Raw genomic sequence first — 13,987 nt, forward strand, 5'->3', positions numbered from 1 at the left:
AATAACTTGTCACTTACGGTCATTGAGTGGCGGCGGGCCTGCTCTTAGTCTGTGGCACATAACCGATGGATGCCCAAGAGCGTCCACACTTTTTCCGTGATTGCTCGTTGTGGAGTTACCGATGGCCGCCACTCACTACCCGCACCTGTTGGCCCCGCTGGACCTGGGTTTTACCACGTTGCGCAACCGTACTCTGATGGGCTCGATGCACACCGGCCTTGAAGAAAAGCCGGGTGGCTTCGAGCGCATGGCGGCGTACTTCGCCGAACGCGCACGCGGTGGTGTTGGCCTGATGGTCACCGGCGGTATCGGCCCGAACGACGAGGGCGGTGTTTATTCCGGTGCCGCCAAGCTGACCACCGAGGAAGAAGCGCTCAAGCATCAGATCGTCACCCGGGCCGTGCATGAGGCGGGCGGCAAGATCTGCATGCAGATCCTCCACGCCGGGCGTTATGCCTATAGCCCGAAACAAGTGGCGCCGAGTGCGATCCAGGCCCCGATCAACCCGTTCAAGCCCAAGGAGCTGGACGAGGAGGGGATCGAGAAACAGATCAGCGACTTCGTCACCTGTTCCGTGCTGGCGCAAAAGGCCGAGTACGACGGTGTCGAGATCATGGGCTCGGAAGGTTATTTCATTAACCAGTTCCTCGCCGCGCACACCAACCACCGCACCGACCGTTGGGGTGGCAGCTACGAAAATCGTATGCGCCTGCCCGTGGAAATCGTCCGTCGCGTACGCGAAGCGGTAGGCCCGAACTTCATCATCATCTTCCGCCTGTCGATGCTCGACCTGGTGGAAGGCGGCAGTACCTGGGAAGAGATCGTGCAGTTGGCCAAGGCCATCGAGCAGGCCGGCGCGACCCTCATCAACACCGGTATCGGTTGGCACGAAGCGCGTATTCCGACCATCGCCACCAAGGTGCCACGTGGGGCGTTCAGCAAGGTCACGGCCAAGCTGCGTGGGGCGGTTGGCATTCCGCTGATCACCACCAACCGCATCAACACCCCGGAAGTGGCCGAACAGATCCTCGCCGAAGGCGACGCCGACATGGTGTCGATGGCGCGGCCGTTCCTCGCCGACCCGGAGTTCGTCAACAAGGCGGCCGAAGGCCGTAGCGACGAAATCAACACCTGCATCGGCTGCAACCAGGCCTGCCTGGACCACACCTTTGGCGGCAAGTTGACCTCGTGCCTGGTCAACCCGCGGGCCTGCCACGAAACCGAACTCAACTACCTGCCGGTGCAGCAGCTCAAGAAGATCGCCGTGGTCGGCGCCGGGCCTGCCGGTTTGTCCGCCGCGACCGTGGCTGCCGAGCGCGGCCACCAGGTGACGCTGTTCGATTCCGCCAGCGAGATCGGCGGCCAGTTCAACATCGCCAAGCGCGTGCCGGGCAAGGAAGAGTTCTTTGAAACCCTGCGTTACTTCAAGCGCAAGCTGCAAACCACCCATGTCGAGGTGTGCCTGAACACCCGGGTCGATGTTGCGCAACTGGTGGCCGGCGGATACGACGAAGTGATCCTGGCCACCGGTATCGCACCTCGCGTACCGGCTATTCCAGGTGTCGAGAATGCCAAGGTCCTGAGCTACCTGGACGTGATCCTGGAACGCAAGCCGGTGGGCAAGAAAGTCGCGGTGATTGGCGCCGGCGGCATCGGTTTTGACGTCTCGGAGTTCCTCGTGCACCAAGGTGTCGCCACCAGCCAGGACCGGGAAGCGTTCTGGAAGGAGTGGGGCATCGACACCCACCTTGAAGCCCGTGGCGGTGTTGCCGGGATCAAGGCAGTGCCTCATGCGCCGGCTCGTGAAGTGTTCCTGTTGCAACGCAAGAAATCCAAGGTCGGCGACGGCCTGGGCAAGACCACCGGCTGGATTCACCGCACAGGCCTGAAGAACAAGCAGGTGCAGATGCTCAACAGCGTCGAGTACCTGAAGATCGATGATGAGGGGTTGCACATTCGCATCGGCGAAACCGGCGAGCCGCAGGTGTTGCCGGTGGACAATATCGTGATCTGTGCTGGTCAGGATCCGCTGCGTGAGCTGCACGATGGCCTGGTGGCTGCCGGGCAGAATGTGCACCTGATCGGCGGGGCGGATGTCGCGGCAGAGCTGGATGCCAAGCGTGCGATCAATCAGGGTTCGCGCCTGGCGGCCGAACTGTAATTCAATTCCTGTGGCGAGGGAGCTTGCACCCGCTGGGCCGGGCTGCCGCTCCAGCGCGCAGCGGCCCTGATAGGGTGATTGCAGGCTTTCAGGTGAATCTCGGCAACCTTTCCAAGGGCTGCTGCGCAGCCCAGCGGGAGCAAGCTCCCTCGCCACAGGGGTATCCGCTGCCGCTCCCTCGCCACACAAGCCGTAGCAGGCTGTTAAAATCCTGGTTCTTTTCTCCCAGAACCAATCCCTCATGCGTTTCCCTTCCCACTGGCGTCCCCAAGCCCCGCTTCAACCTCTGCACCTGGACTGGCTCGACCATGCGGGTGTCGAGGTGGCGGTGCTGCGGCTGGACCTCATCGATCCGCGGATCTCGGGCAACAAGTGGTTCAAGTTGATCGAGCACCTGAGGTTCGCCAGCGAAAGCGGGGCTAAGGGTGTCATCAGCCTCGGTGGCGCCTGGTCCAACCACCTGCATGCCTTGGCGGCTGCGGGCAAGCGCTTTGGTTTTACAACCGTGGGCCTGTTGCGCGGCCATCCCCAAGACACGTCGACGGTGCAGGACTTGCAGGCGTTCGGCATGCAATTGCACTGGTTGGGGTATGGCGGTTATCGGGATCGGCACCAACCGGGCTTCTGGCAACCGTGGCGGGAGCGCTATCCGGATTTTCATCCTATGCCCGAAGGCGGGGGTGCGGTGCTGGGTGCTCGAGGCTGCGGACAGTTATTGGCGCTGGTGGCCGGGCAATTGGAGGCGCTGGGTTGGCCTGACCATGATGGCTGGTGGCTCGCCTGCGGAACCGGCACCACCTTGGCCGGCCTGGTGTTGGCGGAGGCCGGCAGCCACCCCGTACTGGGTGTGCTGGCCGTGCCGGATGATCATGGCGTGGCGCAGCAGGTCGAGGGGATTTTGAGTGAGTGCGGGATGCCCGACGGAGGCTATGAGCTGTTCGATGGCAGTCGCGGTGGCTTTGCCAAGGTCGATCCGACGTTGCTGGCGTTCATTGACGCCACCGAACGGGCCAGTGGTATCCCGCTGGAGCCCTTGTACACCGGCAAGGCGCTGTTGGCGCTCAAGCAACAGGTCCAGGCTGGACGCTTTGCCACCGGTACGCGCTTGATCTTCATTCACACGGGTGGCCTGCAGGGCCGTAGGGGCTTGAGTTCGTAGGGCACAAGCGGGCACGGCGCACGTGGCGAGGGCGCGAGGTCTCTCGCCAAAGCGTGGCGTCGGTGCTCAGCCGCGTTTAGGCAGCATCCGCAGCAGGGTGTTGTCGCGGTACACGTAGTGGTGAGCCAGGCCAGCCACCGCGTGCAGGCCGATCAGCCAATAGCCGATGGTGCCGCCCAGGACGTGCCAGCCCTCGATCTGTTTGGCCAGGTCCTTGTTTTCATCAATCAGCAGCGGCAAGTCGACACCGTAGAACATCACCTGATGGCCTGCGGCGCTGGTAATCAGCCAGCCCAGAATCGGCATGCTGATCATGAATACATACAGTGCAACATGCATCAGGGTGGCGAGAGCGCTCTGCCATTGCGGCGGCGTCGGCTTGATTTTCGGGGCAACCCCCAGGCTGCGGGCAAGCAGGCGCAACCAGACCAGCACGAACACCGTCAGGCCGAGCATGAAGTGGGCTTCCTTGATCAGGGTTCGCCCTTCACTGCCCTTGGGAAAGATTCCGCGCAGTTCGATAGAGGCGTAAACCACCGCCAGCAGGACCAGCATCAACCAGTGCAATGTGACTGATACCGTGCTGTAGCGTGATTCCGAGTTCTTCCATGGCATAGGTGTTTCCTCGCTAGTCAGGTCTGAAGTTCCCCGCTCTTGTGTGACGGAGTGCGGTAACTGTAATCCTGTTTGCGCGGGTTTGCCTGAGCCAGGTCAGGCTTTTGTCGCACTACGAGCGCTCTGCGACGGGTGTTCTGGTCAAAAAAACGCCAGCCCGGTTCAGGGGCTGGCGCTGTTTGGGCGTCCCGGGACAGTTAGCTGACCTGCGGCATTTCGCCCTTGGCCAGGCGCTTGTTGATGTCGGCAATCACTTCTGGCAGGTCCGTGATGGTGTCGATCATGTAGTGCGGGCGCGAGCCTTCGAACAGGGCGTGAATGCGTTTGCGTTCACTGGCCAGGGTGTCGCTGGCCAGCGCACGATAACCTTCATACGTCAGGCCCAGGGCGTTGCCCGAGCAGATCAGCGCGACGGTCCACATGCCGGCCCGCCGACCTTCGAGGATGCCGGGCACCGTGTCGTCGATCTTCACGCAGGCGGCGACGTCGTCGATCCCCAGGGCAATCACGTTGGCCAGTGCCTGGGCCGGCCATGGGCGGCCGTTGGGTACTTCGTCGGTGGCCACCACGTGATCGGCCACGTAGCCATTGGTGGCGGCCAGCTCCACAACCTTGTCCATCACCTGTTTGGGGTAGCCGGAGCACGAGCCGATCTTGATCCCTTGCTGGCGCAATTGGGCGATGGTGTCCAGGGCGCCCGGAATCAGTGCCGAGTGTTCGGCGATTTTCTCGATTTGCAGGGGCATGAAGCGTTGGTAGATGGCGGTCACGTCAGCGTCGGTCGGTGTGCGGCCGAAAACCTGGCGATAGCGCTCGGCCACCTGCGGTTGATCGCACAGGGTGCGAATGTGGTCCCACTTGCCCATGCCCATCGGCCCACGGGCTTCTTCGATGGAGACCTGGACGTCGAATTCGGCGAAGGCCTCGACGAAGATCTGGGTCGGGGCGAATGAGCCGAAATCGACCACGGTGCCGGCCCAGTCGAGGATGGCGGCTTGCAGTCGGGTTGGGTTTGTATAGTTCATGGTGATCGAATTCCTGTGAAAACGGGTTGGTTTTGAACCGCTTTTGGGGGCGTGAGCTGAGTCAGATATCCAGGACTTCCATTTCCCGCAGCACTTGCGCGACCGCGGCAACGGCGGCTCGCATCTCGGTACCGTTGACGTGACCGATGCAGCCGACGCGGAAAGTTTCGACCTGGGTCAATTTGCCCGGGTAGAGGATGTAACCCTTGGCCTTGACCCGTTCGTAGAATTCCTTGAACTGGTAGCGCGGATCCTTCGGTGCGTGGAAGGTGACGATGATCGGCGCCTGGATGCTGGCTGGCAGGAAGCTGCGCAGGCCCAGCTTGCTCATTTCTTCGAGCAGCACCTGGCAGTTGCTCGCGTAACGCCGATGCCGCGCCGGCAGGCCGCCTTCTTCGTTGTACTGCAACAGTGCTTCGTGCAGGGCCGCGACCACATGGGTCGGCGGGGTGAAGCGCCACTGGCCGGTCCTGGCCATGTAGGTGTGCTGGTCGAACAGGTCCATCGCCAGGGAGTGGGAGTTACCGGCGGCATTGGCCAATGCGCTCTTGTTGGCGAAGACGAAGCCCATGCCCGGCACGCCTTCCAGGCATTTGCCGCTGGCCGCGATCAGGGCATCGAAGGGGATCTGGCGAGCGTCGATGGGCAGTGCACCAAACGAGCTCATGGCGTCGATGATCAGGCGTTTGCCATGCCCGGCGATGACCTGGGCGATGTCCGACAGCGGGTTGAGAATCCCGGTACTGGTCTCACAGTGAATCAACGCCACGTGGGTGATGCTGCTGTCGGCGCGCAGCAGGCGGTCGACGTCGGCTGCGGTGGTCGGTTCGTCTTCGGCGGTTTCGAAGGTGCTGAACGAACGGCCCAGCACTTCGCAGATTTTCGCCAGGCGTTTGCCATAGGCACCGTTGATCAGCACCAGGACCTTGCCGTCCCGTGGCACCAGGGTGCCGATGGCCGCTTCGACGGCGAAGGTGCCGCTGCCTTGCAAGGGGACGCAGTGGTGGCTGTCGGTGCCGTTGACGATGGTCAGCAGTTGTTCGCACAGGCTGGCGGTCAATTGGTTGAAGCGGTCATCCCATGAACCCCAGTCGACCATCATCGCCTGACGGGTGCGGGCCGATGTGGTCAGTGGGCCGGGGGTGAGCAGGATGGGTTCGGCAGTACTCATTCACGTGTCCTCGCATTCAATGGGATGAAGCTACGGGACATAAATTGCAATTTGGTGTGCTATCAATCAAATTGTTTGTTGTTATGCCAACCATCAGTAAGGGTTATTCATGAACCTGTTCCAGCTTCGTGCATTTGATGCCGTGGCCCGTGAAGGCAGCTTCACCCGGGCCGCTGCCCGCTTGTTTATCAGCCAGCCGGCGGTCACCGGGCACATCAAGGCACTGGAGGAGCACTACCAGATCACACTGTTGCGGCGTACCGCGCGGCGGGTCGAGCTGACGGAGGAGGGCACCAAGCTGGCGGCGATCACCCGGGCCATGTTTGGCCTGGCCGAGGAAGCGCAGGTGATGCTCGAAGCCAATCGGCAGTTGCTGACCGGTCGCCTGGAAGTGGCAGCGGACGGCCCGCACATGGTGATGCCGATGCTGGCCAGCCTGCGGGCGCGGTATCCGGGAATCACGGTCAACCTGCGCCTGGGCAATGCCCAGGAAACCCTGGCGGCGTTGTTGTCCGAGCATGCCGATGTGGCGGTGCTGACAGAGGTCGAGCCGCGTAAAGGGTTGCACCTGAAAGCCTTGAGCGAATCGCGGATCTGTGCACTGGTGCCGGATAACCACCCTTGGGCCGCACTGGAGCGGGGGGTTGCGCTCAAGCAACTGGATCAGGTGATCATGGTGTTGCGTGAGCCGAGCTCGATTACTCGTCGCACCTTCGATGACGCCTGCGTTCAGGCGAAGGTCAATCCACGGGTGTTGCTGGAGCTGGACAGTCGCGAGGCGGTCACCGAAGCCGTCGCTGCCCAGTTGGGGGTGGGGGTGGTGTCGTCGGTGGAAGTCAGTCACGACCCACGGGTGCGGGCGGTGCCGATCCTGGGCGACGGGCTGGTGAACCGGCACATGATCGGCTGCATGGAACGGCGCCGGGATCTGCGCTTGATCCAGGCATTCTTTGGCCTGGCGCCAGGGGGATAGCGCACGGTGCGGCCTTCGCGGGCAGGCGGGACCTGTCTACACCAGGCTTTCGCGCACCATCTGCAGGAACGTCGCCACCACCCGTCGCGTACTCTGCTCGCGCAAGCACACCAGGGTCTCGGTCAAGCGCCGTTCGCAGTCGATGATCGGCAGTGCGCAGACACGTGAATCGGCCCCGAATTCGGCGGCCGAGACCACACCCACGCCAATGCCCACCACCACCGCCTCACGCGCCGCCTCCCGGCCTTCGACCTGAATCGCCGGGCGGATGCGAAAGCCGGCCCGGGCCATTTCTTCTTCCAGGGTCTGGCGTGTGACCGAACCGGTTTCCCGCAGCACCAACGGCGTGTCGTCCAGGTCCGCCAGACAGATCGACGCGCGACCGGCCCAGGGATGGTTGCGCGAAACGAAGGCCACCATCGGGTCATTGCGCAACGGTAGCGAGAGCAGGCGCTCATCGCTGACATCGCGACCGAGCAAGGCCAGGTCGGCCTGGTAGTTGAACAGCCGGGACAGTGATTCGTCGGTGTTGCCCGTTTCGATCTTCACGCTGATGCCGGGGTAGCGTTCGCAGAACCGGGCGATCTGCGGCAGCACGTGCACCGGTGCATCCACCGCCAGAATCAGGCTGCCGGTCTGCAGGGCCTGGGAGTCCTGCAGCAGTTCCTGGGCCTCGGCTTCGATCACGAACAGGCGCTGGGTAATGCTCAGCAAGCGTTCGCCCAGGTCGGTCAGGCGCACGGAGCGTTTATTGCGGTGAAACAGCAATACGCCAAAGCGTTCTTCGAGTTTGCGTACCTGGTCGGAGATCGCCGGCTGGGTCAGGAACAGACGTTCGGCGGCCTTGGTGAAGCTGCCGTGCTGCGCCACGGCGTGGAAGGCTTTGAGCTGGGCATGAGAGACCGACATCGGATTGCCTCTTACAAGCTGGGCTTATATTTGAAATACGATAAATCGATTTCACTTATTAATCAGTAATTGTTTTTATCGCCCTCAGCCTCGCTGACCGGTCGGTCGACCAGCAGCGATGGCCATGATCCTGGCGCGCAAGGAATCTCGAGACAGGGATGGAACAGGACTCATCTGACCGGTAACGCCCGTGGTGAAAAGGGGCGTTATCGCAGTGCTCAACAATAAAAACACAGGCGTTTTTTTTAAATCTGCCGGCACACTCACACCCGAGGTCAGATCCACCATGAATAAGCACATCGGCACCATCCAGCGTTGGCGCGTGCAAATCTTCGCCATCACCTGGCTCGCTTACGCGGCCTTCTATTTCACTCGCAAAGCCTTCTCCGTTGCAAAGCTTGGGATCGGTGAAGATCCGACCTTTCATCTCGACAAGATGGCCATGGCCAACCTCGACGCGATCTACCTGGCGGCCTACGCCGTCGGCCAGTTCACCTGGGGCATTCTTGCCGACCGCTACGGGCCGCGAGTGGTGGTGTTCGGCGGTCTGTTGATCTCTGCCGTGGCAGCGTTGGTGATGGGCAGCTTCGCCACGTTGCCGATCTTTGCCACCTGCATGTTGATTCAGGGCCTGGCGCAATCCACGGGCTGGTCGGGATTGTGCAAGAACCTGGGGAGCTTTTATCCCGCCGAACAACGTGGCCGGGTGCTGGGCTTGTGGAGTTCGTGCTATGCCTTCGGCGGCCTGGTGGCATCGCCCTTTGCCGGCTGGTGGGCCTACACCCTGATTGGCAGCTGGCACGCGGCATTCATTTCCAGTGCCGCGGTGGTGGCGGTGGTGGCCGTGCTGTTCTTCTTCCTGCAGCGCAACAAACCGGAAGACGTCGGTCTGCCGGCAGTGGAACCGGAACCCGAGCTGACGGCTGAACAGGCGTATGCCCAAAGCAAGATCAGCATGTGGGCGCCTTTGCGGGAGATTTTGCGCAACCGTACCGTGCTGACCCTGGGGCTGGCGTACTTCATGCTCAAGCCGGCGCGTTACGCGATTCTGTTGTGGGGGCCGGTGATTGTCTTCGAGCAAATGCCGTCGGTGGGCAAGGTGGGCGCGGCGATCATACCGACTGCGTTCGAACTGGCCGGTCTCCTGGGGCCGATCATGATTGGCCTGGCGTCGGACAAACTTTTCGGTGCACGACGCATGCCGGCCTGCGTCTTGAGCCTGTTGGCGTTGACCCTGTCGCTGGCGCTGTTCATGGGTGCCCTGCATACCGGCAGCGTGATGCTGGTGGTGGCGCTGCTGTTCGTCATGGGCCTGACGCTGTACGGGCCGGATTCGATGATCAGCGGCGCGGCAGCCATCGATTTCGGCACTGCCAAGGCGGGTGCCACCGCGGCTGGCTTCGTCAACGGTTGCGGCTCGGTCGGGGCGATTCTCGGCGGTTTGCTACCAGGCTATTTCGACACCGTGACGGTGTTTATCGTCTTCGCCGGTTGCGCCATGTTTTCGGCGCTGGTGCTGATACCGCACTGGAACAGCCGTCCGGCGACCCTGAAAGAAGATCCTGCGTTCGTACCCAACTCGCCGATGGCGATCAAGCCACTGCGCACCTGATCCGTCCTTTCCCTCCCGTCCTGCCAGCGATCACGGCATGATCGTCGGCAGGGCCATGCCTTCTGAATGGAGATTTGCCCATGAGACCCTTCTGGCTTGCCCAGGCGCTGGAAGCCGATACGTCGGCCCTGTGCGCCCCCCTGGCCGGCGACACCGATGCCGATGTGTGCATTGTCGGTGGCGGATACACCGGGTTGTGGACAGCGATCATGCTCAAGGAGCAAAACCCCGGGCTGGATGTGCTGCTGATCGAGGCCGATATCTGCGGAGCGGGGGCCAGTGGGCGTAACGGGGGCTGTGCGTTGTCCTGGTCGGCCAAGTACTTCACCCTTGAACGCTTGTTTGGCGTCGAGGAGGCGGTACGCCTGGTCAAGGAGTCAGAGCAGAGCATCCACGCCATCGGTGCCTTTTGCGAACGCTATGGAGTGGAGGCCGATTACCGCCTCGACGGTACGCTTTATACCGCCACCAATCGCGCGCAGTGCGGTACCACCGATGGGGTGATCGCGGCACTGGAACGCCACGGCATCAACTCATTCACCCAGCGTCCGGTCGCCGATGTGCAGCGCATGGCCGGTTCCGGCAAGCACCTTGAGGGTTGGTTCTCACCGGCCGCCGCCAGCGTCCAGCCGGGCAAGCTGGTGCGCGGCTTGCGCCGGGTGGCGTTGCAACTGGGGGTGCGCATTCATGAAAAGACCGCGATGACCGGTATGGACGAAGGCCCCGTGGTGCGGATAAACACCCCGACCGGCAGTATCCGTGCGCCGCGTGTGGTGCTGGCGATGAACGCCTGGATGGCACGCGCCTTTCCACAGTTCGAGCGCAGCGTAGCGATTGTTTCCAGCGACATGCTGATCACCGAGCCACGCCCAGAACTGCTCAAGTCCATCGGCTTGACGAGCGGAGTGACGGTGCTCGATTCGCGGATTTTCGTGCATTACTACCACAACACGCCGGACGGACGGATCATGCTCGGCAAGGGCGGTAATACATTCGCCTATGGCGGGAGGATGTTGCCGGTGTTTGACCAGCCATCGCCCTATGAAGGGTTGCTGCGCCAAAGTCTGGCGGAGTTTTTTCCAGCGTTTGCCGAGGTGCCGGTGGCGGCGACCTGGAACGGGCCGTCGGATCGCTCGGTGACCGGGCTACCGTTCTTCGGTCAGATGAGTGCCAGCGGCAATGTGTTTTATGGCTTTGGTTACTCCGGCAGTGGCGTCGGGCCCTGCCACATGGGTGGGCAGATTCTGTCATCGCTGGTGCTGGGGCTGGATAACCGCTGGACCCGTTCACCGCTGGTCAACGGGCCGCTGGGCTACTTTCCGCCGGAGCCGATTCGTTACCTGGGCTCGTTGATGGTGCGCAATGCCATCCGGCGCAAAGAGCGCGCGGAGGACCATGGCCGGCGGCCACGCCACCTGGACGTGCGGCTGGCCAGATTTGCCGCCGCAGCCGGCAAGGCGGACAAGGGTTAGTGGCCGGGGCGGTTCACTAGCCAGTCGAACAGCAGTTGGTTGTCGGCCCCTCGCTGGTGTGCCCTGGCCGTTTTGGCGCTGTCGATGAAATCCAGGCGCTGCTCACGTGTCCAGTGTTGTTGGAAGTAGTCGGCCAGAGCTTCGCATTGCCCTGGATACAGCAGGCAGAGTTGCTCCGGTGTGCGGGCAAACTCGCGGGCCAGTTGTTTTTTTTGCTCGAGCGTCAGTGACAGCTTGCCTGACGCCTGACTCCGCCCTTCCATGATCACGGCATCACGGTCGAGACCGTCCAGCTCCTTGAGACCGGGGCGGCGCATGCGCACGATGTACCAGGCGGTGTCGGCCAGTCGTTGCACCGTGGAGGGTGGTTGTTCGAACAGATAGATCTCGCCGTTCCAGCCGGTGGCGTGTTCCGCCAGCCTATCGGCGTCGTCGACATGTTCGCAGGCCGCCGGGGCGCTCGTAGAGGGCGTGGGGCTGATCATGGGGCCAGACAACGTGATGGCGGTCGGCGCCAGATGCAGGACATTGCCATTGGCGCTCAGGCTGATGGGCTGATCCTCAATCCCTCGTGCGCACTCGCCTGGCACAGCGCCGGTGAAGTCGCCCAGCAGCACAGGCCGGTCGGGGTCGGCATCGAGAAAGGCAATTTGCACCTCGCTGCCGCCCAGCGGTAGCCGGGGCTGACCGCTGCCGGTGTGCACCAGGGGCAACCAAATGCCACCCGTGTCTTGCCCGCCGGATTGCTGTGGCCACAGGCAGACCTCGATCCGCCCTTGAGCATCGAGTGTGACGGGTTTGCCGGTCGGCCCCACGACGCAACCGACCTGATAGCCGCTGATGCATGGCTTGGGATGGGTCAGGGCTGGCCTGAATTCGGTGGACCAGGGAATGGCGGTGAACTGATTGCCATAGCCTGTTGGCAGGTCCGTCCATGGACTGTTCACACCGGGTTGTTGTCCCTGGTGTCGCACGTCACAGAGTAGCCATTGATCGTTGAGTGCTGTCACCGGATGGCCGCAGACCAGCAGCGTCCGACCGCTGTGCAGTTCAGGCTGGGTGCTGTGGCCCTGCACCCGACGCTGCCGGCAACGCGTGCGCTCAAGTGCCCGGCGTCCCTGTTGGTTGCGGCGTGCGAGCAACGGGTCGATTCGGCCCGGTGCAGGCAGCGACTCGAGGGATGCCTGATTGGCGGCGTCGGCAGGCGCAAGGGGCACGCCGAGGCTGTCGGCGCGCGGCTGGAAACCGGCTTGCGGTTCGCCGAAGGGTCGGTCATGACACTCGGACAGCCGGGTGATCTGCGACGGGTCGGTACTGTGTGCGGCGAGGTGAAAGGTGGTCTCGATCGATGGCAGGGCAAAGCTTGCGCTGTCCTCGGCAAACACCAGGACGTGTCGGTCAGGGTGGTGTTCAAAGTGAAAATGCAGGCCTTCCTCTTCGCACAACCGGTGCAGCAGGTGCAGATCGGTTTCATCGTACTGGATGCAGAACTCGCGCTGCGGATACTCACCGTTTGGCAGTTCGAACCGATAACTGTCGCCTGGCAATCGATGTTCGTTGAGCAATTGGCGCAGCAGCCCTGGCACACTCAGTTGCCGGAATACCCGGCGTCGGGGTTGCTGTTCCAGCGTCAGCAGCCGGGGTACCAGCTTCAGGCTGTAGCCGATCTGCTGCGCGCCCTCGTAGTGCAGTCCGGCGCTGTGGACGATGCCGTGCAGGCCGGTGTCGCGGCTCATCCCGAGCCAGGCCGGTTGATGCAGCAAGTGTTCGAGCGCCATGGCCGGCACGGGGCCGACCATTTCAACCTCGAACCGATAGACCTGGTTGAGGGCTTCGTGACCGCTGAACTGGCGGACCGGGAAACTCAAGCCGAGCTCGGTGAGCGTCAGGGTGAAGGGGCTTTCCTTGTCGTTGTGCATCAAAGACTCTTCTGCCATGAAGTGCGGGGGTATAGAGGTTACGAAACACTGGCCATCAATAGTCGGCCAAGGCGGTTTTTCAGAAATGCCCTACACGGGCTGGTGATGATGTCGATCACTGACAACACTTTTTGGTCGATTGCCAACTTTTTGCCGTATAAACTTGCGCAAAGCGTCGGCCAATAGTTGTCTCGGCGCCACAGATCAAGAGAGTGAGTAATGGGCGCACAGTGGAAGGTTAAACACAAAGAAGCGGCAGCCAACGCCAAGGGCAAGATCTTCGGTAAGTTGGTGAAAGAAATCACCATTGCTGCGCGTAACGGCGCCGATATCGCGACCAACGCGCACCTGCGCCTGGTAGTCGAGCAGGCGAAAAAGGCCTCGATGCCCCGTGAGACCCTGGAACGCGCCATCAAGAAAGGCTCCGGCCAACTGGGCGAAACCGTTCAGTACCATCGTGTGACCTACGAAGGTTTTGCACCGCACCAGGTGCCGCTGATCGTCGAGTGTGTGACCGACAACATCAACCGCACCGTGGCTGAAATCCGCGTGGCGTTCCGCAAGGGCCAACTGGGGGCTTCCGGTTCCGTGGCCTGGGACTTCGACCACGTCGGCATGATCGAGGCGTCCCCGGACACCCCTGACGCCGACCCGGAAATGGCCGCCATCGAAGCCGGTGCGCAGGATTTCGAGCCGGCCGAGGACGGTGCGACCTTGTTCATCACCGAAGCCACCGACCTGGATGCCGTGCAGAAGGCGTTGCCTGAGCAAGGCTTCACCGTGTTGTCGGCGAAACTGGGTTACAAGCCAAAGAACCCGGTCAGCGGCTTGACCGACGCGCAAATGGAAGAAGTCGAAGCCTTCCTCGAAGGGCTGGATAACCACGACGACGTGCAGGACATGTTTGTCGGCCTGGCGGGCTGAATCCGACCTGACCCGTGGCGAGGGAGCACGCTCCCTTGCCACGTGGC

At 62.3% G+C, this 13,987-nt stretch carries 11 protein-coding genes; 6 read left to right on the forward strand and 5 right to left on the reverse strand.

The window, feature by feature from the left end; translation table 11 throughout:
• The first annotated feature begins 121 nt into the window (after positions 1 to 121).
• Together AC3WQN_RS00740 and AC3WQN_RS00745 are read left to right on the forward strand one after the other, a co-directional pair.
• The gene (locus tag AC3WQN_RS00740; RefSeq protein ID WP_492589365.1) at positions 122 to 2,161 is read left to right on the forward strand and encodes an oxidoreductase; all 2,040 of its coding nucleotides are present in this window, start codon (positions 122 to 124) and stop codon (positions 2,159 to 2,161) included.
• 241 nt (positions 2,162 to 2,402) lie between these two features.
• Positions 2,403 to 3,320: a 1-aminocyclopropane-1-carboxylate deaminase/D-cysteine desulfhydrase gene (locus AC3WQN_RS00745; RefSeq protein ID WP_103401260.1), complete on the forward strand. Its 918-nt coding sequence runs from the start codon at positions 2,403 to 2,405 to the stop codon at positions 3,318 to 3,320.
• Between the two features lie 66 nt (positions 3,321 to 3,386).
• Here the strand turns inward: AC3WQN_RS00745 and AC3WQN_RS00750 are convergent, their stop codons facing one another.
• The 3 genes from AC3WQN_RS00750 to AC3WQN_RS00760 form a co-directional block, all read right to left on the reverse strand.
• The gene (locus AC3WQN_RS00750) at positions 3,387 to 3,935 is read right to left on the reverse strand and encodes a cytochrome b (protein ID WP_103401261.1); all 549 of its coding nucleotides are present in this window, start codon (positions 3,933 to 3,935) and stop codon (positions 3,387 to 3,389) included.
• Positions 3,936 to 4,132: 197 nt separating this feature from the next.
• Positions 4,133 to 4,960, reverse strand: coding sequence for a phosphonoacetaldehyde hydrolase (gene phnX, locus AC3WQN_RS00755; protein ID WP_103401262.1), 828 nt, complete (start codon positions 4,958 to 4,960; stop codon positions 4,133 to 4,135).
• 61 nt (positions 4,961 to 5,021) lie between these two features.
• The gene (locus AC3WQN_RS00760) at positions 5,022 to 6,131 is read right to left on the reverse strand and encodes a 2-aminoethylphosphonate--pyruvate transaminase (protein WP_103401263.1); all 1,110 of its coding nucleotides are present in this window, start codon (positions 6,129 to 6,131) and stop codon (positions 5,022 to 5,024) included.
• A 109-nt stretch (positions 6,132 to 6,240) separates the two neighbouring features.
• Here AC3WQN_RS00760 and AC3WQN_RS00765 point away from each other — a divergent pair, with 109 nt between their 5' ends.
• Entirely contained in the window at positions 6,241 to 7,104 is an 864-nt protein-coding gene (locus AC3WQN_RS00765) for a LysR substrate-binding domain-containing protein (protein ID WP_103401264.1), read from the forward strand.
• A 36-nt stretch (positions 7,105 to 7,140) separates the two neighbouring features.
• Here AC3WQN_RS00765 and AC3WQN_RS00770 read toward each other — a convergent pair whose 3' ends face one another.
• Positions 7,141 to 8,013 (reverse strand): LysR family transcriptional regulator, encoded by an 873-nt coding sequence (locus AC3WQN_RS00770; RefSeq protein ID WP_103401265.1) that lies wholly within the window; start codon positions 8,011 to 8,013, stop codon positions 7,141 to 7,143.
• 286 nt (positions 8,014 to 8,299) lie between these two features.
• Between AC3WQN_RS00770 and AC3WQN_RS00775 the strand changes: the two genes are divergently transcribed.
• The gene (locus tag AC3WQN_RS00775) at positions 8,300 to 9,625 is read left to right on the forward strand and encodes an MFS transporter (RefSeq protein WP_103401266.1); all 1,326 of its coding nucleotides are present in this window, start codon (positions 8,300 to 8,302) and stop codon (positions 9,623 to 9,625) included.
• 74 nt (positions 9,626 to 9,699) lie between these two features.
• Positions 9,700 to 11,097 carry an FAD-dependent oxidoreductase gene (locus AC3WQN_RS00780; RefSeq protein ID WP_178081925.1) on the forward strand — a complete coding sequence of 466 codons (1,398 nt, stop codon included), beginning with the start codon at positions 9,700 to 9,702 and terminating at the stop codon, positions 11,095 to 11,097.
• Here AC3WQN_RS00780 and AC3WQN_RS00785 read toward each other — a convergent pair.
• A complete protein-coding gene (locus AC3WQN_RS00785) occupies positions 11,094 to 13,016 on the reverse strand; it encodes a type VI secretion system Vgr family protein (RefSeq protein WP_158248613.1) in 1,923 nt (640 codons plus the stop codon). The genes AC3WQN_RS00780 and AC3WQN_RS00785 overlap by 4 nt on opposite strands.
• A gap of 219 nt (positions 13,017 to 13,235) precedes the next feature.
• Between AC3WQN_RS00785 and AC3WQN_RS00790 the strand changes: the two genes are divergently transcribed.
• On the forward strand, positions 13,236 to 13,940 hold the full coding sequence (locus AC3WQN_RS00790) for a YebC/PmpR family DNA-binding transcriptional regulator (protein ID WP_095078906.1): 705 nt from the start codon (positions 13,236 to 13,238) through the stop codon (positions 13,938 to 13,940).
• The last annotated feature ends 47 nt before the right edge of the window (positions 13,941 to 13,987 follow it).

The organism is Pseudomonas sp. FW300-N1A1, from assembly GCF_058789115.1.